The sequence below is a fragment of the Streptomyces cadmiisoli genome, assembly GCF_003261055.1.
In the GTDB taxonomy this organism is placed as follows: Bacteria; Actinomycetota; Actinomycetes; order Streptomycetales; family Streptomycetaceae; genus Streptomyces; species Streptomyces cadmiisoli.
The window spans coordinates 4,961,859-4,982,124 of record NZ_CP030073.1 but is presented as its reverse complement, the minus strand read 5'-3'; the positions used below and the strand labels follow the sequence as shown (position 1 = coordinate 4,982,124).

Annotated in this window: 20 protein-coding genes; 12 read left to right on the top strand and 8 right to left on the bottom strand. The window is 73.5% G+C overall.

Going from position 1 to position 20,266, the window contains the following annotated elements:
* Positions 1-9 precede the first annotated feature (9 nt).
* Positions 10-939: a 1-phosphofructokinase family hexose kinase gene (locus DN051_RS21645; protein WP_053761998.1), complete on the top strand. Its 930-nt coding sequence runs from the start codon at positions 10-12 to the stop codon at positions 937-939.
* Between the two features lie 3 nt (positions 940-942).
* Here DN051_RS21645 and DN051_RS21640 read toward each other — a convergent pair whose 3' ends face one another.
* Together DN051_RS21640 and cdgB are read right to left on the bottom strand one after the other, a co-directional pair.
* Positions 943-1,881: a CBM35 domain-containing protein gene (locus DN051_RS21640; protein WP_053761999.1), complete on the bottom strand. Its 939-nt coding sequence runs from the start codon at positions 1,879-1,881 to the stop codon at positions 943-945.
* A 121-nt stretch (positions 1,882-2,002) separates the two neighbouring features.
* Positions 2,003-3,643 carry a diguanylate cyclase CdgB gene (cdgB, locus tag DN051_RS21635; protein ID WP_053762000.1) on the bottom strand — a complete coding sequence of 547 codons (1,641 nt, stop codon included), beginning with the start codon at positions 3,641-3,643 and terminating at the stop codon, positions 2,003-2,005.
* 383 nt (positions 3,644-4,026) lie between these two features.
* Between cdgB and DN051_RS21630 the strand changes: the two genes are divergently transcribed.
* On the top strand, positions 4,027-4,545 hold the full coding sequence (locus DN051_RS21630) for a flavin reductase family protein (protein WP_053762016.1): 519 nt from the start codon (positions 4,027-4,029) through the stop codon (positions 4,543-4,545).
* A 52-nt stretch (positions 4,546-4,597) separates the two neighbouring features.
* The gene (locus tag DN051_RS21625) at positions 4,598-5,125 is read left to right on the top strand and encodes a GNAT family N-acetyltransferase (RefSeq protein ID WP_112439323.1); all 528 of its coding nucleotides are present in this window, start codon (positions 4,598-4,600) and stop codon (positions 5,123-5,125) included.
* A 100-nt stretch (positions 5,126-5,225) separates the two neighbouring features.
* Here the strand turns inward: DN051_RS21625 and arfB are convergent, their stop codons facing one another.
* Positions 5,226-5,654 (bottom strand): alternative ribosome rescue aminoacyl-tRNA hydrolase ArfB, encoded by a 429-nt coding sequence (gene arfB, locus DN051_RS21620; protein WP_053762002.1) that lies wholly within the window; start codon positions 5,652-5,654, stop codon positions 5,226-5,228.
* A gap of 186 nt (positions 5,655-5,840) precedes the next feature.
* Here arfB and DN051_RS21615 point away from each other — a divergent pair, with 186 nt between their 5' ends.
* A complete protein-coding gene (locus DN051_RS21615) occupies positions 5,841-6,416 on the top strand; it encodes a TerD family protein (RefSeq protein WP_053762003.1) in 576 nt (191 codons plus the stop codon).
* 178 nt (positions 6,417-6,594) lie between these two features.
* Positions 6,595-7,143: a GNAT family N-acetyltransferase gene (locus tag DN051_RS21610; RefSeq protein WP_053762004.1), complete on the top strand. Its 549-nt coding sequence runs from the start codon at positions 6,595-6,597 to the stop codon at positions 7,141-7,143.
* A gap of 207 nt (positions 7,144-7,350) precedes the next feature.
* On the opposite strand, the gene DN051_RS21605 is transcribed toward DN051_RS21610, so the two are convergent.
* Entirely contained in the window at positions 7,351-8,757 is a 1,407-nt protein-coding gene (locus tag DN051_RS21605) for a M1 family metallopeptidase (RefSeq protein WP_112439322.1), read from the bottom strand.
* 38 nt (positions 8,758-8,795) lie between these two features.
* On the opposite strand from DN051_RS21605, the gene DN051_RS21600 reads away from it, so the two are divergent.
* A complete protein-coding gene (locus DN051_RS21600; protein ID WP_053762006.1) occupies positions 8,796-9,296 on the top strand; it encodes a hypothetical protein in 501 nt (166 codons plus the stop codon).
* A gap of 62 nt (positions 9,297-9,358) precedes the next feature.
* Here DN051_RS21600 and DN051_RS21595 read toward each other — a convergent pair whose 3' ends face one another.
* Positions 9,359-10,075, bottom strand: coding sequence for a pentapeptide repeat-containing protein (locus DN051_RS21595; RefSeq protein WP_112439321.1), 717 nt, complete (start codon positions 10,073-10,075; stop codon positions 9,359-9,361).
* A 284-nt stretch (positions 10,076-10,359) separates the two neighbouring features.
* Between DN051_RS21595 and DN051_RS21590 the strand changes: the two genes are divergently transcribed.
* The 3 genes from DN051_RS21590 to DN051_RS21580 all read left to right on the top strand — a co-directional run bounded on the left by DN051_RS21590 (position 10,360) and on the right by DN051_RS21580 (position 14,165).
* Positions 10,360-11,529, top strand: coding sequence for an NAD(P)-binding protein (locus tag DN051_RS21590; RefSeq protein ID WP_053759739.1), 1,170 nt, complete (start codon positions 10,360-10,362; stop codon positions 11,527-11,529).
* Positions 11,530-11,631: 102 nt separating this feature from the next.
* Positions 11,632-12,603, top strand: a complete 972-nt coding sequence (locus tag DN051_RS21585) for a zinc-binding dehydrogenase (RefSeq protein WP_112439320.1) — start codon at positions 11,632-11,634, stop codon at positions 12,601-12,603.
* A 59-nt stretch (positions 12,604-12,662) separates the two neighbouring features.
* Positions 12,663-14,165: an MFS transporter gene (locus DN051_RS21580; protein ID WP_053759737.1), complete on the top strand. Its 1,503-nt coding sequence runs from the start codon at positions 12,663-12,665 to the stop codon at positions 14,163-14,165.
* 43 nt (positions 14,166-14,208) lie between these two features.
* Here DN051_RS21580 and DN051_RS21575 read toward each other — a convergent pair whose 3' ends face one another.
* Positions 14,209-15,615, bottom strand: a complete 1,407-nt coding sequence (locus DN051_RS21575; protein WP_199314632.1) for an NAD(P)/FAD-dependent oxidoreductase — start codon at positions 15,613-15,615, stop codon at positions 14,209-14,211.
* A gap of 75 nt (positions 15,616-15,690) precedes the next feature.
* Between DN051_RS21575 and DN051_RS21570 the strand changes: the two genes are divergently transcribed.
* Positions 15,691-16,605, top strand: coding sequence for an aminoglycoside phosphotransferase family protein (locus tag DN051_RS21570; protein ID WP_425471663.1), 915 nt, complete (start codon positions 15,691-15,693; stop codon positions 16,603-16,605).
* A 64-nt stretch (positions 16,606-16,669) separates the two neighbouring features.
* Here the strand turns inward: DN051_RS21570 and DN051_RS21565 are convergent, their stop codons facing one another.
* Both DN051_RS21565 and DN051_RS45140 read right to left on the bottom strand, forming a co-directional pair.
* Complete coding sequence (locus DN051_RS21565) at positions 16,670-18,427, bottom strand: HEXXH motif domain-containing protein (protein ID WP_053759734.1); 1,758 nt, start codon at positions 18,425-18,427, stop codon at positions 16,670-16,672.
* A gap of 8 nt (positions 18,428-18,435) precedes the next feature.
* Positions 18,436-18,606 (bottom strand): hypothetical protein, encoded by a 171-nt coding sequence (locus DN051_RS45140; RefSeq protein WP_159054088.1) that lies wholly within the window; start codon positions 18,604-18,606, stop codon positions 18,436-18,438.
* Positions 18,607-18,793: 187 nt separating this feature from the next.
* On the opposite strand from DN051_RS45140, the gene DN051_RS21560 reads away from it, so the two are divergent.
* Together DN051_RS21560 and DN051_RS21555 are read left to right on the top strand one after the other, a co-directional pair.
* Positions 18,794-19,096 carry a trypco2 family protein gene (locus DN051_RS21560; protein ID WP_199314631.1) on the top strand — a complete coding sequence of 101 codons (303 nt, stop codon included), beginning with the start codon at positions 18,794-18,796 and terminating at the stop codon, positions 19,094-19,096.
* A 5-nt stretch (positions 19,097-19,101) separates the two neighbouring features.
* Positions 19,102-20,229: an effector-associated domain 2-containing protein gene (locus tag DN051_RS21555; RefSeq protein WP_112439319.1), complete on the top strand. Its 1,128-nt coding sequence runs from the start codon at positions 19,102-19,104 to the stop codon at positions 20,227-20,229.
* Positions 20,230-20,266: the final 37 nt, after the last annotated feature.

Here is a 20,266-nt window from a genome sequence, read left to right as displayed (position 1 = left end):
TCGGCCCAGGTGATCCTCACGGTCACACTGAACACCGCTCTCGACATCACCTACCGCGTACGGTCCCTGCGGCCGCACGCCACCCACCGGGTCTCCGAGGTGACCGAGCGACCCGGCGGCAAGGGCGTGAACGTCGCCCGCGTGCTGGCCGCGCTCGGACACCCGGTGACGGTGACCGGTTTCGCGGGCGGCGGCACCGGGCGGGCCGTGCGGGACGCGCTCGGCGCCGTGCCCGGAGTGGTCGACGCGCTGGTGCCGACCGGCGGCACGACCCGGCGCACGGTGGCCGTGGTGGACGAGCGGTCCGGGGACACGACCCAGCTCAACGAACCGGGCCCGACGATCGCCCCCGCCGAATGGGCGGCCTTCCTGGCGGCCTTCGAGGACCTGCTGCCGGCCGCGGCCGCGGTGGCCCTGTGCGGCAGCCTGCCGCCGGGCGTGCCGGTGGGCGCGTACGCGGGTCTGATACGTACGGCGCGGGCGGCCGGTGTGCCCGTGCTGCTGGACACCAGCGGGGAGCCGCTGCGCCGCGGGCTGGCCGCCCGCCCCGACCTGATCAAGCCCAACGCCGAGGAACTGGCCGAACTCACCGGCTCCCACGAACCGACGCGTGCCACTCAGGACGCCCGCAGACGCGGCGCGCACGCGGTGGTCGCCTCGCTCGGTGCCCAGGGCCTGCTCGCGGTGACCCCCGAGGGCCACTGGCGTGCCACCCCACCGGCCCGGGTGCACGGCAATCCGACCGGCGCCGGGGACTCCGTGGCCGCGGGCCTGCTGTCGGGACTGGTCGAGCAACTGCCGTGGCCGGCCCGGCTGACCCGCGCCACCGCCCTCGCCGCGGCGACTGTCGGCGCGCCGGTGGCCGGCGAGTTCGACCGGGCCGTCTACGAGGAGCTGCTGGCGCGGGTGGCGGTGAGCGGCGAGGTCAGCGCCGCCTGACCGTCAGCTCTTGACCCAGCCCTTGACCAGCCACACCTGGTCGAGGTTGGCGTCGCACTGGTTGCCCTGCTCGCACGAGATCTTGATGGTGTTCGTGCCCTTGTTGAGCTGGATGTAGTTGTAGGTCCGCGTCCAGCCCTTCTCGTAGTCGCCCTCGGCGGCGCCCGCGTAGTTCTTCAGGTTCACCGGTGTGTTGGAGGCCGTGCCGTTGATCGTGAGGGTCGCGTTGGCGTCCTTGCCGGGCACGCCGTAGCCGACGTACAGGGTGTACTTGCCGGACTTCGGGATGCCGTTGACGGTCCAGGTGACCGAGGCGCCGGGGCTGTTGAAGCCCCCCACGTAGACACCGCCTTCCGCCTTGGCGCCCTTGACGTCGGAGGCCGTCTGGGCGGGAGGGCCGAGCTGGAGGGCCTTGGCGTCGATGGTGGGCAGCTCCTCCTCGGGGCCCACGCTGCTCTCGGCCGACGGGCTCGACTCCGCGCTCTGGTCGGCCGGCGCGGTGGGGCTGGGCTGGTCGTCGCCCGCGGCGTTGTCGTCGTCACCGCCGAGCATCGCGACACCGATGCCGATCACGACCGCGGCGACCACCGCGATGGCGCCGATCAGCAGGCCCTTGGTGTTGGGGCCGCGTCCCCGGCCGCCACCGCCGCCGTGGGCGGGCTGCTGGTGGACGGCGGTCGTCCCGCCGGAGAACGACTCGGGGGCCGCGTAGTGCGCGTTCGGCTGGCCGTAGGCGCCCTGCTGCGGCGGAACGGCCTGCTGGCCGTACGGCTGCTGCTGGCCGTAGGGCCGCTCGCCGACCGTCCGTACCCTGCTGACCGAGTTCGGGTAGCCGTAGCCGCCGGACGGCGGCTGTGCGCCGTTGGCCTGACCGTCGGCGTAGAGGTAGCCGAACGGGTCGTCGTCCTCGGGCGTGCTCGCGCCGTTGTTGCCGGGCGTCATCCCTAGGTACTCCTCAACAGGTGCGGAACGGATGCGGAACGTGTGGTGAGAATGGCGAGCCTACCCGTTCCGGATGGCCCAAACAGGTGACTCGGATCGCATCAGTACAGCGACCTGCGCATCATCCGGCCCGCCTGTGCTGTTTGGGACGAGACCGTTTCTCGACGTACATCCGTTCGTCAGCGGATTTCAACACCTCGTCGGCCGTCATGCCGCAGTGCGCCCATCCGATGCCGAAACTCGCCCCGACGCGCACGGCCCGGCCCTCGGCCCGGATCGGCTGGATGATCTCGTTGCGCAGCCGTACGGCGAGGTCCTGGGCGTCGGCCCGGCCGAGGCCGTCGGCGAGGATCACGAACTCGTCGCCGCCGAGCCGGGCGACCGTGTCGCCGTCGCGCACACCGTTGCCGAGCCGCCGGGCCACCTCGATGAGCACCGCGTCCCCGGCGTTGTGCCCGAACCGGTCGTTGATCGACTTGAAGCCGTCGAGGTCGCAGAACAGCACCGCGAGCCCCTTCGTGCCGTCGTCATGTTCACCCTCGGGGGCGACGGTGTGCACATGGTGGTCGTAGACGTCGTAGGCCTCGGCGCTCGGCTGGAAGTCGAAGGCGTTCGCGCCGGTGTCGTAGCCGAAGGCGGCGTCCTGGGAGTCGTAGGCGGTGAGCGGGCGGCGGCAGAGCCGGGCGGCGAGCCGGGACCGCAGCTCGGCCGAGTTGGGCAGTCCGGTCAGCGAGTCGTGGGACGCGCGGTGGGCGAGCTGGAGCTCGCGGCGCTTGCGCTCCTCGATGTCCTCGACGTGCGTGAGCAGGAAGCGGGGGCCGTCGGCCGCGTCGGCGACCACGGAGTTGCGCAGGGACACCCAGACGTAGCTGCCGTCGCGGCGGCCGAGGCGCAGCTCGGCGCGGCCGCCCTCGGCGGAGGTGCGCAGCAGGGTGCCTATGTCCTCGGGGTGGACGAGGTCGGAGAAGGAGTAGCGGCGCATCGCGGAGGCGGGGCGGCCCAGGAGTCGGCACAGGGCGTCGTTGGTGCGCAGGATCCGGCCGTGCTGGTCGCCGCCCATCTCGGCGATGGCCATGCCGGAGGGGGCGTACTCGAAGGCCTGCCGGAAGCTCTCCTCGCTGGCCCTGAGCGCCTGCTGGTCGCGCTCCAGCCGGACCAGGGCGCGCTGCATGTTCGCACGCAGACGCGCGTTGCTGATGGCGATGGCGGCCTGGAAGGAGTACATCTGGAGCGCCTCGCGCCCCCAGGCGCCGGGCCGGCGGCCGTTGCGCGGCCGGTCCACGGAGAGCACGCCGATCAGTTCGCCGGAGGCGGGGCCGCCCTGGGCGCCGGGCGCGTACATCGGGGCGAAGAGGCGGTCGGAGGGGTGCCACTCGTCCTCGAAGCGGGGCGCGGGGCCCTCGGTGTACCACTGCGGGACGTCGTCGTCGTCGAGGACCCAGCCCTCGGTGTGCGAGATGAAGATCAGATCGCCCCAGGTCTCGCCCATGTTCAACCGGCGGTCCCAGGAGGTGCGGGAGCCGACCCGGCCGGTGATCAGGGCCTCGGCGGCGGGGTTGCCGGCGAAGGCGGCGACGACCAGATCGCCGTCCGGGCGGACGAGATTGACGCAGGCCAGTTCGTAGCCGAGGGCGGTGACGACGCCGTCGGCGACGGTCTGCAACGTGTCGGCCAGGCTGCGGGCGGTGTTCATGTCCGCCATGACCTCGTGCAGCTGTCGCAGGGACGCAAGACGGACGTAGGGCTCCGACTCGGTCTCCATGCTCGCCCTCCCCCCGAGACCTCGCAGCGAATCAAGGGTTCTCTTCGGCGTAACGTCTTCAGCTTCCCGCCACTGAATCACAGCGCGCTGCCCACTCGGTACACAGGGTCAACAATTAATGCCCCTTGTGACTCAAGTCACAGCAAAACGTGAACAATTGAGTGGGGTTTCTGTGTTTTTCCCGTGCGCTTACTGAACGCAAAATTTGCACGGGTGTCCATCATTGGTCCTAGGACCCTGCTCGGACCGAGGTCCGATGCGGGGAACTCCCCCCGGAGACTAGCGTCTCGGATGTGCTGAACACGCGCCGCTCCATTCCACATGCCTCTGTGCCGGCCCAGCCCTCCCCCGCCGCGGCCGGCGACGCCGGGCATGCTGTGGGGGTGAGCAACGACGAGTTCAGGGCCGCGATGACCCGGCTGGCGGCCGGCGTGGTGCTGGTGACGGCGCAGGAGCCGCCGCTCGATGCCGACGACCCCCGGGCCCCGGCCGGCGAGGACGTCGGCATGACGGCGACGGCGTTCATGTCGGTGTCCCTGGACCCGCCCCTGGTCCTGGTCGGGCTGCGCGAGGGCTCCCGCATGGACGACCTGCTCGCCGAGCAGCCGATGTGGGCGGTCTCCGTCCTCTCCGAGAGCCAGCGCCACATCGCCGGCCGGTTCTCCATGAAGGGCCGCATCAGCGACCGCCTGCTGTTCGAGGACATCCCCTACGTCCGTGGCGAGGTGACGGGCGCGCCCCTGGTAGGCGGCGCCCTGGCGACCCTGGAGTGCAGCACCGAGCAGCGGGTCACGGCCGGGGACCACACCCTGGTCGTGGGCCGGGTGCTGGCGGCCCGGGTGCCGAGCGCGGGCGGCGGACCGCTGGCGTATTTCAACGGCCGCTACCGGCAGTTGGGCTGAGGCACCCGAAAACCGCTCGCCCGGCGACGGCCGCCGCGTCTAGCGTGCGCGCGTGACGACCGAGCAGAGACCGAACGGCGAGCGGACCGCGCCCCGCCTGGCAGAGATCACGACCGCGAACTTCGAGGCGGCCCTCGCCGTCCGGGTACGCCCCGACCAGGAGCACGCCGTCGAACCGGTCGTGCAGTCCCTCGCGGAGGCCTACCTCCACCCGGGCGTCGCCTGGCCCCGCCTCATCGTCGACGGCGACCGCCCCGTCGGTTTCCTGATGGCCTTCTTCGACATCGACTGGTTCGGCGACGGAAGCGTCCGCCGCTCGGGGCTGTGGCGTCTGAACATCGACGCCGGGGAGCAGGGCCGCGGCTACGGCCGGTTCGCGGTCGAGGCGGTCGCCGCCGAGATCCGCCGCCGGGGCGGCGACCGTCTCCATGTCACCTGGCACCCCGGCCCGACCGGGCCCGGCGCCTTCTACCTCGGTCTCGGCTTCCGGCGGACCGGCGAGACCAGCGGGGACCAGCCGGTGGGCGTGCTGGAGCTGGGCGCCCGCGCCGGTGCCGGCGTCGGCGTCGGCGTCGGCTGAGCCGGACGGCCGGCGCGGACCGCTGCGCCGGGGCGGTCCCGAGACCGACGTCCTCGGTCCGGCCCGCCGCGCGTGCCGCACCGCGGGGGCGCGGCGGGCGTCAGCCCCAGTCCCGACCGGACCGTCCGCGCTTGGTCTGCGACCGCTGCTTCTTCTCCCGCAGCCGCCGCTCGTTGATCCCGCGCGGGATCCGCGTGGGACGGCGCGGCTTGGGCGGGGGCGCGGTGGCCTCGGCGAGCAGGGCGGCCAGCCGCACGGCCGCGGCCTCGCGGTTGCGCCACTGGGACCGGTGCTCGGAGGAGCGCACGGTGACGACCCCGTCGACCAGCCGGCCGGCCAGCCGCTCCAGCGCCCGCCGCTTCCACACCTCGGGCAGCGCCTCGGTCGCGGCCAGATCGAACCGCAGCTCCACCTGCGAGTCGCTGGTGTTGACGTGCTGGCCGCCCGGTCCCGAGGAACGCGAGAAACGCCACTGGAGCTCGGCCTCGGGCAGGGAGACGGAGCCGCGGATGACGTGGGGACCGGACATGGCTCATATGTTCCCGGTACGCCCGCCGCACGTCACGCGAATATCCGACACGGCCGCCGAGTAAAGAAAGTAAAGCGCGGGGAACCTGTGCCACCTCACTCCGCGTTGGTAGGGGTAGATGTAGCTTCGTGCCGTACGAAGCTGCAATGGCATCGCGCCACGTAACGAGGGAAGGGACTCCCGACCATGGCTGTAAGCCTGTCCAAGGGTGGCAACGTCTCGCTCACCAAGGAGGCACCGGGCCTGACCGCCGTCACCGTGGGCCTCGGCTGGGACGTCCGGACCACCACCGGCACCGACTTCGACCTCGACGCGTCCGCGATCGCGGTCAACCCCCAGGGCAAGGTCTACTCCGACCAGCACTTCGTCTTCTTCAACAACAAGCAGACGCCGGACCAGACGATCGTCCACACCGGTGACAACCTCACCGGCGAGGGCGCGGGCGACGACGAGCAGATCAACGTCAACCTGGCCGGCCTCCCGGCCGACATCGACAAGATCGTCTTCCCGGTCTCCATCTACGACGCCGAGTCCCGCTCGCAGAACTTCGGCCAGGTCCGCAACGCCTACATCCGTATCGTCAACCAGGCCGGCGGCACCGAGATCGCCCGCTACGACCTCTCCGAGGACGCCGCCACCGAGACGGCCATGGTCTTCGGCGAGCTCTACCGCAACGGCGCCGAGTGGAAGTTCCGCGCCGTCGGCCAGGGCTACGCCTCGGGCCTGGTGGGCATCGCCCAGGACTTCGGCGTCAACGTCTGAGTCACACCCGCCGGACGACCCGGCCGCCCACCGGGGACGACACTCCGGCGGGCCCCGGGCCGCTGAGCGACATCGGCCTCCACACGCCATCGCGCGCGTGGAGGCCGACGCGTTTCCGGGCCGGCCGCCCGCCGCAAGGCCAGGGAGCCCTGCGGCCGTCCGCGATAGCTTGCCCCGTGTGATCATCGACCTGCTGCGCCTCGCCCCCGGCGGGGGCATTCCGGCTCCCTTACTGACCGAGCTCACCGCGCTGTACGCGGCCGACCGCGACTTCCAGGCGCTCAGCGGCGACTTCCCCGACCCGGACGACATCCGTCCGGAGCAGGTGGCGGCGGCGTTGACGGGGGAGCTGGTCGACCCGGACGTCGAGGTGCTGCTCGCGCGCGACTCGGGGCGGCTGGTCGCCGCCGCGATCACCCTCGCCCGCCACCCCGACCCGGCGGACCCGGACCCCTGGATCGGGCTGCTGCTGGTGGACCCCGCCGTACAGCGGCAGGGGCACGGCCGCCGGCTCGCCTCCCATGTCGAGGAGCGCTTCCGCGCCGCCGGCCGCATCGCCGTACGCCTCGCCGTGCTGGAGAACAACCCCAAGGGCCTGGCCTTCTGGACGGCGCTGGGCTACGAGGTCATCGCACACCGCGGCGACCGCCGGCTGGGCCGCCCGTGCGCGGTGCTGCGCAAGGTGCTGCCCACTCCGCGCCCGGCCTCGGGGGCCCTGGCGCCGTGAACCGACCGGAGGCAGGGGGCGGCTCGGCGTTCCCCCGCTGTCGGGGGTGGCTCACGTTCCCCCGCCGTCAGGAGCGGCCCGGCCTTCCACCGTGGTCAGGGGCGGCTCGGCCTTCCACCGTGGTCAGGGGCGGCTCGGCCTTCCACCGTGGTCAGGGGCGGCTCGGCCTTCCACCGTGGTCAGGGGCGGCTCGGCCTTCCGCCGTGGTCAGGGGCGGCTCGGCCTTCCCTTGCCGTACAGCCACTCGTCCCAGATCGTGGTGAAGTCCTTGCCGGGCGCCTTCTCCTCCACGTAGGTCACGAATTCCCCGGTGTCCGCGTTGCCGTGGCGGTGGGCCGCCGCCCAGCCGCGGACGATCCGGTCGAAGGCCTGGTCGCCGACGGTTTCGCGGATCTTGTGCAGGACCATGGCGCCCCGGCTGTAGACGGGTGCGTCGGAGATGCTCGCGGCGTCCGGCGGATTCGCGGGCGGGAAGGCCCAGATCGCCTCGTTCTCGGCCGGGACCTCGTAGTAGTCGCCGGCGTAGAGGGCGTCGAAGATCTCCTGGGCCGTGTCCCCGCCGTGGTCCTCCTGCCAGAGCCACTCCGCGTAGGTGGCGAAGCCCTCGTTGAGCCACATGTCCCGCCAGCTCATCGGGGTGACGGAGTCGCCGTACCACTGGTGGGCGAGTTCGTGGACGACGAGCAGGAGATCGGGGGCGCCCGGGAAGACCGGGCGGTTCTGGGTCTCCAGCGCGTAGCCGATGCCGTTGGCCCGGTCGACGATCGCGCCGCCGGAGGAGAAGGGGTACGGGCCGAACCTGTCCTCCGCCCAGGCGAGGACGTCCGGGATCCGCGCCAGGGAGGCACGGCTCCCCGCCCGCTCGGCCGGATCGACCGCGGTGTAGAGGGGCAGGCCGTCGTCACCGGTCGTACGGGTGATGCCGAAGCGGCCGACGGCGACGGTGGCGAGGTAGCTCGCCATGGGGGCGGTGGAGCGCCAGATGGCCGTCCGGCGGCCGCCGGACGTCGTCTCGCCGGCCGGTTCCCCGTTGGAGACGGCCCGCAGGTTCTCCGGGACGGTCACGGTGATCTCGTACGTCGCCTTGTCGGAGGGGTGGTGGTTGCCGGGGAACCAGGCCATGGACCCGACCGGCTGGCCGAGCGCCAGCGCGCCGTCCGAGGTGGGCAGCCAGCCCTCCTCCGAGCCGTCCGGGTCGGTGATCGTCCGGGGGGTGCCGGAGTAGTCGACCGCCACGCGGAAGGTGCGGCCCTTGTCGAGACCGTCGCGGGGCCGGACGGTCAGTTCCTGTCCTGCGCGGTTCCAGGAGGCCGCGGCACCGTCGACGCCGACCTTCGTCACGTCCAGGCCCAGGAGGTCGAGGTTGAAGGCGGACAGGTCCTGGGTGGCGCGGGCGCTGATCACGGCACGGCCGGTCAGCCGACGGGAGGCGGGGGTGTAGTCCAGGGTCAGGTCGTAGTGGGTGACGTCGTAGCCGCCGTTGCCGGACTTCGGGAAGTACGGGTCGCGGACGCCGGAGCCGCCCGGGGTGCCCTGGACACCGCCGGGGCCGCACGCGGAGGCGGCCAGGACGAGAGCGAGGACGGTCGGGACAACAGGTGCGAAACGGGACACGTGACAGATCCTATGAGCGGCGTGGCACCATCACCTACGTGCTCGACATCGGCTACGCCCTCTCCACCCGGTTCCCGGACCCCCCGCAGACCGACTACCGCCGCGCGGACGTGCGCGCCCTGCGCCACGATCTGTTCTGCGGGGACGTCTACCTCGCCGACACCAAGGCGGACCGGGAGCTGTCCACAGCCTGGGGATGGGTGCCGGTGCTCGACTTCGCGTGGGCGCTGTGCGACATCGTCGAGCGGATCGACCGCGACCCCGCGGGCTCCCGAGCCTCGCGCCCGCAGCGCGCGGAACTGGACTTCACGGAATCCACCGACCGGATGCTGTTCGAACGCAGGTTCGGCTGGGTGGACATCGCGTCCGACTGGCTGCCGGCCGAGGAGCCACCGCTCTCCTTCTCCCACTCAGAGCTGCGCCGCGAGGCCCGGGACTTCCTGCACGACCTGATCGCCGACCTGTGCGACCTGCACGAGCCGCTCGCGGACAACCCGGCGATCTGGACCCTGCAGAGCCGGTTCCCGCGCGTACGGTGAGCCCGGCAGGCGAACTGCCGCCCCGCCGGTGACTCCTGCCGGGGCCCGGGCGGAGCGGTCCGTCAGCCCTCGACGCGGATGCCCGCCTCCGCCGCCAGCACCGGCGCCAGATCGAGCAGTTGCCCCGTGCTGATCACCGCTCCCGACAGCCGGTCGACACCCCGCGCGATCTCCAGCGGGGCCGCCCCGCGCAGATCCACGTCCCGGAGGGTCGCCGCGGTGAGGTCGGCGCCTCTGAGCGCGCAGTCGACGAACTCGACCCGGGTCAGCTCCGCGCCCCCGAAGTCCGGCTCGACCAGGACGCAGCCCTCGAAGACGACATCCTTCAGCCGGGCCCGGCGCAGATTCAGATAGTCGATCTTGCCGCCGCGCACGACGACCCGTTCCAGGACGGCGCCGTGCAGCTGGACACCGCCCAGGCGGGCGTCGACCACCTCCACGTCGCGCAGGGTGGACTCGGCGAGGTCGGTGCCGACCCCGCGCGGCGCGGTCAGCCGCGTGTCCAGGAAGCGGGCACGGTGCAGCCGCGTGCCGTCCAGTCCGCAGCCGGTCAGCGCGCAGTCCATGAAGCGGGCGCCGCCGCCGTCCTGCCCGGCGACGTCCACGTCCCGGAACTCCAGCCCGTCGTAGTCCCCGTCCGGCTCCAACTCGGCCCCGTCGTACGGCTCCAGCGCCGGCAGCCGCAACTCCGGGCGCCGCGCCGGGCGCAGCCGGGCACCACCTGCCGGCCCGCCGTTCGCACCGTTCCCACCCGTCCCACCGTTTCCCGTCCTCGCCATGCCCCCATGCTGCACCCCACCACTGACAGCCGGCCCACGGCGCCCGGACCAGCGCAAAGGCGGCCGGACCACCGGCGACAGACGACCGCACCGACCACCGACAGCCGACCACCGACCGACCCGCGACCGCCCACGTGCGCCCGGCCCGACAACCGGCCGACAACCGCCAGCGCCCCACGCCCCACGCCCCGCACCCCACGCCCCGCGCCCCGATGTCACATCCGAGCCCCCTCGATCCGTCCTCGTCGTGAAAGAGGCGACCCGAGCAGAGGGAGACCCCAGTCATGCACCGCATCACCGTCATCGGCGGCGGCTTCGCCGGCCTCACCGCGGCCATCAGCGCCGCCGAGGCGGGCGCCAAGGTCACCGTGTACGAGGCCCACCACACCCTCGGTGGGCGGGCCCGGACCGACGAGGGCCCGTACCGCACGAACGAGGGCCCGCACGCCCTCTACAACGGCGGCCCGCACTGGGCCTGGCTGAAGCGGCGGGACCTCATCGGCCCGCTCGCGCCGCTCCCGCCCCTGGAGGCCGCCCGGCTGCGCCTGCGCCATCACGGCGTCCTGCGCCGCACCCCGCCGTTCGCTCTGCTCAAGCTGCTGCGCCGCGGCGCCCGGCAGGCGCCCGTCGACACCGACTTCCTCAGCTGGGCCACCGAGCGGGCCGGCGAGGAGGCCGCACGGGCCGCCGCGCACTACGTCGCCGTCGCCCTGTTCCACCACGATCCGGGCGCCCTGTCCGCCGCGTTCGTACAGGAGCGGCTGCGCCGCGCCACCAGGCTGCCGCCCGAGGCGCACTACCCGCGCGGCGGCTGGGCGAGCGTGATCGACCGTATGGCCGGCCGCGCCTGGAACCTGGGCGTCCGGATCGAGACCGTGGCCCGCGTCCACACCCTGCCCACCGACACCCCGGTCGTCGTCGCCACCTCCCTCGCCGCCGCCCGCCGGCTGCTCGGCGACGACTCACTGACCTGGCCGAGCGGCCGTACCGCCCTCATCGACCTCGCGGTCCGCACCCGGCGCGGCGACGTCTTCGCGGTGTCCGACCTGGACGCCCCCGGCTGGCTCGAACGCTTCACCGCCCAGGACCGCACGCTCGCCCCGGCCGGCGAGCAGCTGATCCAGGGACAGATCCCCATCGCCCCGCACGAGTCCCGGGCCGACGGCGTCGCCCGCGCCGAGCAGCTCCTCGACCTCGGCTTCGCCGGCTGGCGCGAGCGCGTCACCTGGCGGCGCGAGTCGGTGGCCGACGGCCGTACCGGAGCCGTGGACCTGCCCGGCACCACCTGGCGGGACCGGCCCGCCGTGGACCGCGGCGACGGTGTGTACCTGGCGGGGGACCAGGTCGCGGCGCCGGGCGTGCTGTCGGAGGTGTCCTTCACCAGCGCGCTGACGGCGGTGTCGCTGGCGCTGGGGCAGCACGGCCGCAACCCGCTTGACCTCAAGCATGCTTGAGGTCGAAGAGTGTGGGTCGGCGCGGAAGCCGCCGTCCGGTAACCGTCCGGCACCCGGCACCGCGTAGCCACCGCCGTCCACGACCCACATCGGGGGACCCTCATGCGCGCCATCCGCCTCCACACCTTCGGCCCGGCCGAGAACCTCACCCTGGAAGAGACCGAGGATCCGGCACCGGCCCCCGGCCAGGTCCGCATCGCCGTCGCCGCGTCCGGCGTCCACCTCCTCGACACCGCGATCCGGGCGGGCCACCCGGGGCCCGGCCCCGCCCCGACGCTGCCGACCGTGCCCGGCCGCGAGGTCGCCGGGGTCGTCGACGCCCTCGGCGAGGGCACGGACGAGGCCTGGCTCGGCAAGCGGGTGGTCGCCCATCTGGGCTTCGTCCCCGGCGGCTACGCCGAACTCGCCGTCACGGACGCCGACCGCCTCCACGAGATCCCGGGCGGCCTCGACTTCGCGCAGGCCGTCGCCATGATCGGTACGGGCCGCACCACCATGGGCATCGTGCAGTTCGCCGAACCGGGCCCGGACGACGTGGTCGTGGTCCCGGCGGCGGCGGGCGGCATCGGCACCCTGCTGGTGCAGTACGCCAAGAACGCCGGCGCCACGGTCGTCGGCCTGGCGGGCGGCCCGGAGAAGACGGAACGGGTCGCCGCGAACGGCGCGGACCTCGCCGTCGACTACCGGGACCCGGCATGGCCGGAGAAGGTCGCCGCGTACCGGGGCGAGGTGACGGTCGTCTACGACGGTGTCGGCGGCGACATCGCCCGCACCGCGGTCGGACTGCTCGCGCCGGGCGGCAGCCACATCGTGTTCGGCTGGTCGGCCGAGGGCATCCACGGGGGTGAGCCGCTGATCGTCGAGGGCGTCACCGAACAGGTCCTCGGCCCGGTGATGCTGGAGAAGGCGGGCGGCCCCCGTCCCGTGCGCACCCTCGAACTGCGCGCCCTCGCCGAGGCGGCGGCGGGCCGGCTGGTCCCGGCGGTGCACCGCTTCCCGCTCGCCGAGGCGGCGGCCGCGCACCGGGCCCTGGAGGAACGCGGCACGACCGGCAAGGTGGTTCTGGAGCCGTGACCCGGCGAACCTCCGGACGCCCGGATGCAATACGTCCCGATTCATGATCTTCTGGCGGGATGAGTGCCCTCGGGACGGGCGATGCCACCGCTTCCGTGAACCCCGACCCCCGCCGCTGGTGGGGGCTGATGGTGATCGCCCTTGCGCAGCTGATGGTCGTCCTCGACGCCACCATCGTGAACATCGCGCTCCCGTCCGCACAGCGCGACCTCGGCATGTCCGACGGCAACCGCCAATGGGTCATCACCTCCTACACCCTGGCCTTCGGCGGTCTGCTGCTGCTCGGCGGCCGCGTCGCCGATCTGGTCGGCCGCAGACGCACCTTCGTCATCGGGCTGGCGGGCTTCGCCGCGGCCTCCGCGTTCGGCGGCGCGGCCGTCGGCGCGGGCACGCTGTTCGCCGCCCGCGCCCTCCAGGGCGTGTTCGCCGCGCTCCTCGCCCCGTCCGCGCTGAGCCTGCTCACCACCACGTTCACCGACCCCCGGGAGCGCGGCAGGGCGTTCAGCATCTACGGCACCCTGGCCGCGAGCGGCTCCGCGATCGGCTTCATCGTCGGCGGGCTGCTCACCGAGTACCTGAACTGGCGCTGGTGCCTGTACGTCAACGTCCCCATCGCGATCGTCACGGTCGTGGGCGCGTTCGTCCTGCTGGAGAACCGGCCCGGCAACGCGGGCGCCCGCCTCGACGTGCTCGGCGTGCTGCTGGGCTGCGGCGGCCTCGTCGCGATCGTCGACGGCCTGAGCGAGGTGGAGTCCCTCGGCTGGTCCGACCCGCTGGTGCTCGGCCTGTTCGCGGGCGGCGCGGTCCTGCTGACCGCGTTCGTGTGGTGGCAGACCAGGGCTCCCGCGCCGCTGCTCCCCCTGCACATCGTCAAGGACCGCAACCGAGCGGGCTGTTTCCTGACGATGATGCTGGCGGTCACCGGCATGTTCGGCCTGTACCTGTTCATGACGTACTACCTGCAGGTCGTCCTCGGCTACTCCCCCGTGCGCACGGGCCTGGCCTTCCTGCCGCTCACCGCGTCGATCCTGATCGGCTCCACCCAGATCGCGGCCCGCCTGCTCCAGCATCTGCCGCCGCGTCTGCTGATGGCGCCCGGCATGGTCCTGGCCGCCTCCGGCATGCTGATCCTCACGCAGATCACCGTGCACTCGGAGTACGTGTCCGACATCCTGCCGGCGCAGATCCTGATGGGCCTCGGCATGGGCCTGACCTTGATGCCGGTCTTCTCCACGGCGACGGCGGGCGTGGCACCCCAGGACGCGGGCGTCGCCTCGGCCGCCGTCAACACCTCGCAGCAGATGGGCGGTTCCATCGGCACCGCCCTGCTCAACACCGTCGCGACCACCAGCAGCGCCGCCTACGTCGGCAGCCACCTCACCGACCCGGTGGGACGGGCGGAGGTCACCCGTGAGGCCATCGTGCACGGCTACGCCGTCGCCATCTGGTGCGCCGCCGCCGTCACACTCATGGCCGCCCTGGTGGCGGCCCTGCTGGTCACGGCCAGGGCCCCGAAGCACAAGGTCACCGTGCCCGAGCCGGTGCCGGAGTCGGTCGCCTGAACGGACGTCGGTCCGGGACCCGGCGGCGCCCCGGACGCAGCGGTCAGTGCCGCCCCGCCACCCGGTCCGCCGCCCGCGCCAGCCGGGACGAGCGGGCGTCGGGAGAGGTGGCCTCGCGGCGGTCGGCGGCGCGGTAGGTGGCGTACAGCGCGTGCACACCCAGCCAGCGCAGCGGTTCCGGCTCCCACTTGCGCACCCGGTGGCCGACCCAGGGCAGCTCCGTCAGGTCCGTCCGCCCCGCCTGCCCGGAGTCCAGCCGGACCAGGTCACGCAGGGTGCGGGCGGCGAGGTTGGCGGTGGCCACCCCCGAGCCGACGTATCCGCCGGCCCAGCCGAGCCCGGTCGACCGGTCCAGGGTCACCGTCGCGCACCAGTCCCGCGGCACACCGAGCACCCCCGACCAGGCGTGCTCGACCCGCACGCCCGCCAGGGCCGGGAAGAACCGCACCAGCACCTCGCGCAGCGCCCCGATCGTGGCGGGCCGGGTGCGGCCGTCGTTGTCGGTGCGCGAGCCGAAGCGGTACGGCACGCCCCGGCCGCCCAGTGCGATCCGGCCGTCGGCGGTGCGCTGCGCGTACATGTACGCGTGCGCCATGTCGCCGAGCGTCTCGCGGCCCTCCCAGCCGACCGACGCCCACTGCTCCTCGGTCAGCGGCTCGGTCGCGATCATCGACGAGTTCATCGGCAGCCAGGTCCGCCGCTCGCTTCTCAGCGCCGCCGTGAAGCCCTCGGTGCAGCGCAGGACGTAGGGCGCCCGGACGGTGCCGTACGGGGTGACGGCCCGCTGAGGGCGGATCTCCGTCACCGGCGTCGACTCGTGGACGGTCACACCGAGCGCGGCCACCGCCCGCGCGAGGCCCGTCACCAGCTTCACGGGATGGATGCGGGCGCCGTGCGGCGTCCAGGACGCGCCCACCGCGCCGGCCACCCTGATCCGCTCGGCCGCCTCACGGGCGCCGTACAGCTCGCGGTCCTTCTCCCCGTAGGACAGCTCCCGCTCGTGGAAGGCCTTCAGCCGGGCCGACTGGGCGGGTGTGCGCGCGACCTCCAGGACGCCGCCCTTGTGGATGTCCGCGTCGATGTCTTCCTCGGCGGCGGCCCTGATCACCTCGTCGACGGTGTCGTTCATGGCCCGCTGGAGGCGTACGGCGGCGTCGCGGCCGTGCAGTTTCGCGTACCGGTCGCGGCCCGCGATGCCGTTGTAGAGCCAGCCGCCGTTGCGGCCGGACGCGCCGTAGCCGCAGAACTTCTGCTCCAGGACGGTGATCCGCAGGGAGGGGGCCGCCTTCTTCAGGTGGTACGCCGTCCACAGCCCGGTGTACCCGCCGCCGACGATCACCACGTCGGCCGACGCGTCACCGGACAGCGGTTCCCTCGGGGCGGGCAGGCCTTCGCGGGCGTACCAGAAGGAGACCCCGCCGTTCACGACACTGAGTGGCGCGCTGCTCATGGCCGAGGACGTTAACCCCTGGACGCTGCCCCTGTCTCCTTCGGATTTCGTGCTCCGGCCCGTACGGAAATCCGGATGAGCCGGTGCGCGCGGGCCCCTAGGGTCGCCGGTGTGATCGAGATTCCGGAAGCGTTGGCGGCGTCGCAGGCGAAGTGCAACGGCGAGGCGGGCCGGAGTTTCGTCGCCGGGCTGCCCCGGCTCGCGGCCGCCTTCCTGGACCGGTGGGAGCTGCGCCTGGACGGCGCCGCCATGCACGGGTGGTGCGCCCTGGTGCTGCCGGTGCTGCGGGCCGACGGCACCCCGGCGGTGCTGAAGCTGCAACTGCTCGACGAGGAGAGCGAGGGCGAGCCGGTCGCGCTGCGGGTCTGGGCCGGTGACGGTGCGGTCCGCCTGCTCGACCACGACGTCGCGACCGGCACGATGCTCCTCGAACGCCTCGACCACGGCCGGACGCTGTCCGACCTCGCGGACATCGACGAGGCCGTCCGGGTCATCGCCGGTCTGCTCGCCGATCTGACCTCCCTCCAGGCGCCGCCGGGCATGCGGCGGCTCGGCGACATCGCGCGGGCCATGCTGGAACAGGCGCCGCGGGAGCTGCCGCGCATCCCGGACCCGGACGACCGCCGGCTGGTCGCCGACTGCGCGGCGGCGGTCCGGGAGGTCGTCGACGAACCGGGCGACCGGCTCCTGCACTGGGACCTCCACTACGAGAACGTCCTCGCCTCCGACCGCGCCCCCTGGCTGGCCATCGACCCCAAACCCCTCGCGGGCGACCCGGGCTTCGACCTGTGCCCGGCCCTCGACAACCGCTTCGACGCCGACAACATCGTGCGCCGTTTCGACGCGATGACCGAAGTTCTGGCGCTGGACCGGGCGCGGGCCCGCGCCTGGACGCTGGGCCGTGTGCTCCAGAACTGCCTGTGGGAGCTGGCGGACGGCCGCCCCCTGGAGGCCACCCAACTGGAGATCGCCCGCCGCCTGCGCACCTGACCTGCCGCCCCGGCCGCCCGCCCGGTGGTGCCCGCCTCGGCCGGCGCGCTCGTCGTGGCGGTGGTCAGCCGAGGCCGGGGGCCGTCAGTCTGCGGCCCAGTTCCAAGGGGTCGGCGCGGCCGTCCAGTTCGGCGTACAGCGCCGCGGCCAGCTCCGGGTGGGCGAGCAGCCCGTCACCGGCGGGGTCGCCCTCGGCCCGGGCGGCGAGTCCCAGCCCCACCCAGTTCTCGGGGGTGCCCTCACCACGGGCGACGAGCGCCCAATAGGCGTCGAGCGCCTCGGCGGTACGGCCCGTGACGAGATCGAGGTCCTCGGGTCGCGCGCCGGCCACCGTCGCCCCGGGCTCGTCGCGCAGCTCCTCGAACCCCGCCCGGTCCGCGAGCAGCCACCTCGCCAGCACCGCCCGCGTGTCGAAGGCGCGCACCGGCTTCCCCGGGACGGGCGCCGCGTCGTGCGCGGCCGTCCGGGACGGACCCGCGGCCCGGCCGGCGCCGCTGCGCCCCTCCTGCCACTTCGCCGCGAGCGCACGGACCACGTCCGGATCGGGACGCAGGTGGTACGCCCGCCAGGTGGCGCGATGGTCCGCGACCACCAGGTCGGCCAGCGCGCCGATCCGCCTGTCCACGGGTTCCGCGAGCCACGGCCGCAGCTGTTCCGCGAGCCCGGCGACCAGCCGCCGGCCCAGCTCGGTGAGCCCGTCCGAGTGGCCGACGACGTCCAGCGCGTGCGCCGTCTGGGCGCGCCACAGCGCGAACTCGAACCGCCCGAGCGGATGGTCGCGCCGCCGCCAGAAGGACGTCACCCCGAAGAAGGCGTACACCCCTTGGAGCAGCCCGCCGAGCGGACGGGGGTCGTCCCGCCAGGGGGCGTAGTACAGGCGGGCGCCGTCGTCGCCGTACAGGGTGAACAGGTGCATGAACGCGCTGAGTTTGTTGTGCTGGAACTCGTGCACCAGCGTCGAGGCGAACTGCTCGCCGTCGTCGGGGACCGAAGCCAGCGCCGTGCCGAACGCGTCGCCGGAGGAGGCGCTGCGCGGCCGGAACCGCTCCGAACGGGGCCGGGGCACCACGGACACCAGCCCGTCGGCCAGGGCCCGCGCCTCCTCCCGGCCGGTGGCGGTCAGGACCTCCCAGGCCGACCGGAACAGCTCCTGCCACTCGTCCGTGCCGTCGACCGGCTCGGGCACCACGGGCCTGCGCAGCGTGCGGTAGGGGTCGGTGTCGTCCAGCAGCAGCGTGCACCCGTCGGCGCGCAGCTCCGTCAGCGCGTGCCAGTCGGGTCCGCCCAGGCGGCGGCCCGCCACCCGCACCTCGCGATCGCCGCCCGAGGCGGACACCTCCGCGGCGCCCCAGTCCGGCCCGTCGGGCACCCGCATGGCGCCGAGCGCGGGCAGCACGGCCCAGCCGTGCCGTACCGGGACGGCGGTACGGAACTCCAGGCCCGCGCGGACCGCCGCGCTCGCGGCGAGAGCGTGCAGGTACCCCGTCTCCACCCACAGCGGCGCCTCGTCGTCGGCCGTGCCCCGCAGCCGGCGCAGTGTGTGAGCGGCCCACATGCCGACCGCCGGGTACGTCAGCAGCCGCTCCACCTCGGGCTCGGCCACCGACCGGGCCCGCGCGAGCAGCCGCCAGCCGGCGGTCAACGGGGGCAGCGGCCCGGTGGGTTCCGTCGCCGCCGCGTCGAGCAGCGCGCGGACGACCAGCAGTCGCCAGCTGCGTTCCCCGGCGCGCAACGCGCCCACCGTCGCCGGTCCTCCCCCGCCGCCGAGCAGTTCGTCGAACGACTGAGGTGGCAGGACGTGGGGTCGCGCCGTCTGGTACATGCGGGGGCCTATTCGTCGCGCTGCGGGTTGTAGCCGCCGAGGCTGCCGGCCGGGTCGTCGATACGGCTGAGCAGACGCCGCATCGAGCGCTCGGCGGACGGCAGGTCGAGGGCCGGCCAGAGGTCCAACGGGACGCCGCTGAGGTCGATCAGCTCCGATTCGACTCCGGACTTCTCCATGACGCCGTCCCCATGACCGTGGAAGTGAAGTGATTGCGAACAATGCCTGATATATGCCGCTGTCCTACGGTTTCGACACTTTCAGGTCGCTGCATGACCCTAATGGATCCTCGGCGCCCCCCACGCCCGGGAAGGCGGAATCCACCCGGATCGAGTGAAGAAGGAGCGGTCCGGGTAAGCACCGGACGTGATTGAACTCGCCGAGCTGATAGCGGAGTTGCGCCGCGAGCTGAACGCGGCCCGCACCACCGCGCAGGGGGAGGACCTGTACTTCGAGGTCGGCCCCGTGGAACTGGAGGCGACCGTCGTCGTGGAGCGGTCCGCGACGGCCGGCGGGAAGGTCCGCTTCTGGGTCGTGGACACCAGCACGGACGGCCGATTGGCGGACAGCGTCACCCACCGCGTGAGACTGACCCTCGATCCGCGCACCCGCAGCGGCGGCGGACGCGCGCCGTGGGTGGGCGGTGACGAGGCCGAGGGCGAGCGCTGAGCGGAATGCCGCGGGCGGGGGCCCGCCGCGGGCTGGACCCGGTCCGGGCCGCGGAGGTGCTGGTGCGAGCGGCCGGTCCTGATCCGGCCCGCGGTCGTCGCGGTTCCGGCTACCGGGTCGGCCCGGCCTTCGTCCTGACCGCCGCGCACGTCGTCCGCACCGGCGGACCGCCGCCCGACGAGGTGCGCGTACGGTTCGAGGCCGACCGCGCCGACGAGTGGACCGCCGCGGCCCGCGTCGTCCTCGCCTCCGAGAAGGCCGACGTGGCCCTCCTGGAGATCACCGGCCCCGTACCGCCCGGCGTCCACGCGGTCCCGGCCGGGCCGCCCGCGTACGGCGCCGTTCCCGACACCGACGACCTGCTGCCGTGCAGCGCGCTGGGCTTCCCGCGGTTCAAGCTGCGCGAGGACCGGATGCGGCGGCTGGACGACGGCTCGCCCTCCCAGTACCGCGACTCCTGCCACGCCACCGGCATGATCTCGGTGCTCTCCAACCGCCGCGAGGGCACCCTCGAACTGGCCGTGGGCCCGCCCTCGGCGGACCCGGAGCCGGACCGCTCACCCTGGGAGGGCATGTCCGGTGCCGCCGTCTGGCACGACGGCACGCTGGTCGGGCTGGTCAGCGCCCACCACCGCACGGACGGCCTGGGCCGCCTCGCCGCCGTGCGCGTGGACCGCTGGTACGACCTGCTGCCGCGCACGGACCTGGCGCTGCTCCAGCGGCACGCCGGACTGCCCGCGACGGCCGCGGACCTGACCCCGGCCGACCCCACCGGCCGCACCGGCCGCACCGCCCCCGGGAGCCTCGCGCACCTCCCGGACAATCTCCCGCTGCGCGAACTCGACGGTCTGGTGGGCGCGTTGACCGCCCTGCCCACGGTGAGCGACCGCACCACCCTGGCCCTGGTCCTCGGCAGCATCGACCCGGTGATCGCCGCCATGAGCCCCCGCTCACCGGCACTGCGCCCGGACGTCTTCGGCATCCTGCGCACCTGCCTGCGCTACCGCGGAACCCTGGACCAACTCATCGAGGCGATACGGTTGATGGAGGGCGACTCCGCCGGGGTGGCCCGCATGGACGACGAGGCGGTGGAACTGTCCCGGCGCCACCGCGGAGCCGACAGGGGGCGATGACTTGATATCGCGTCACCGAAGCGACTCGGGGTTTCAT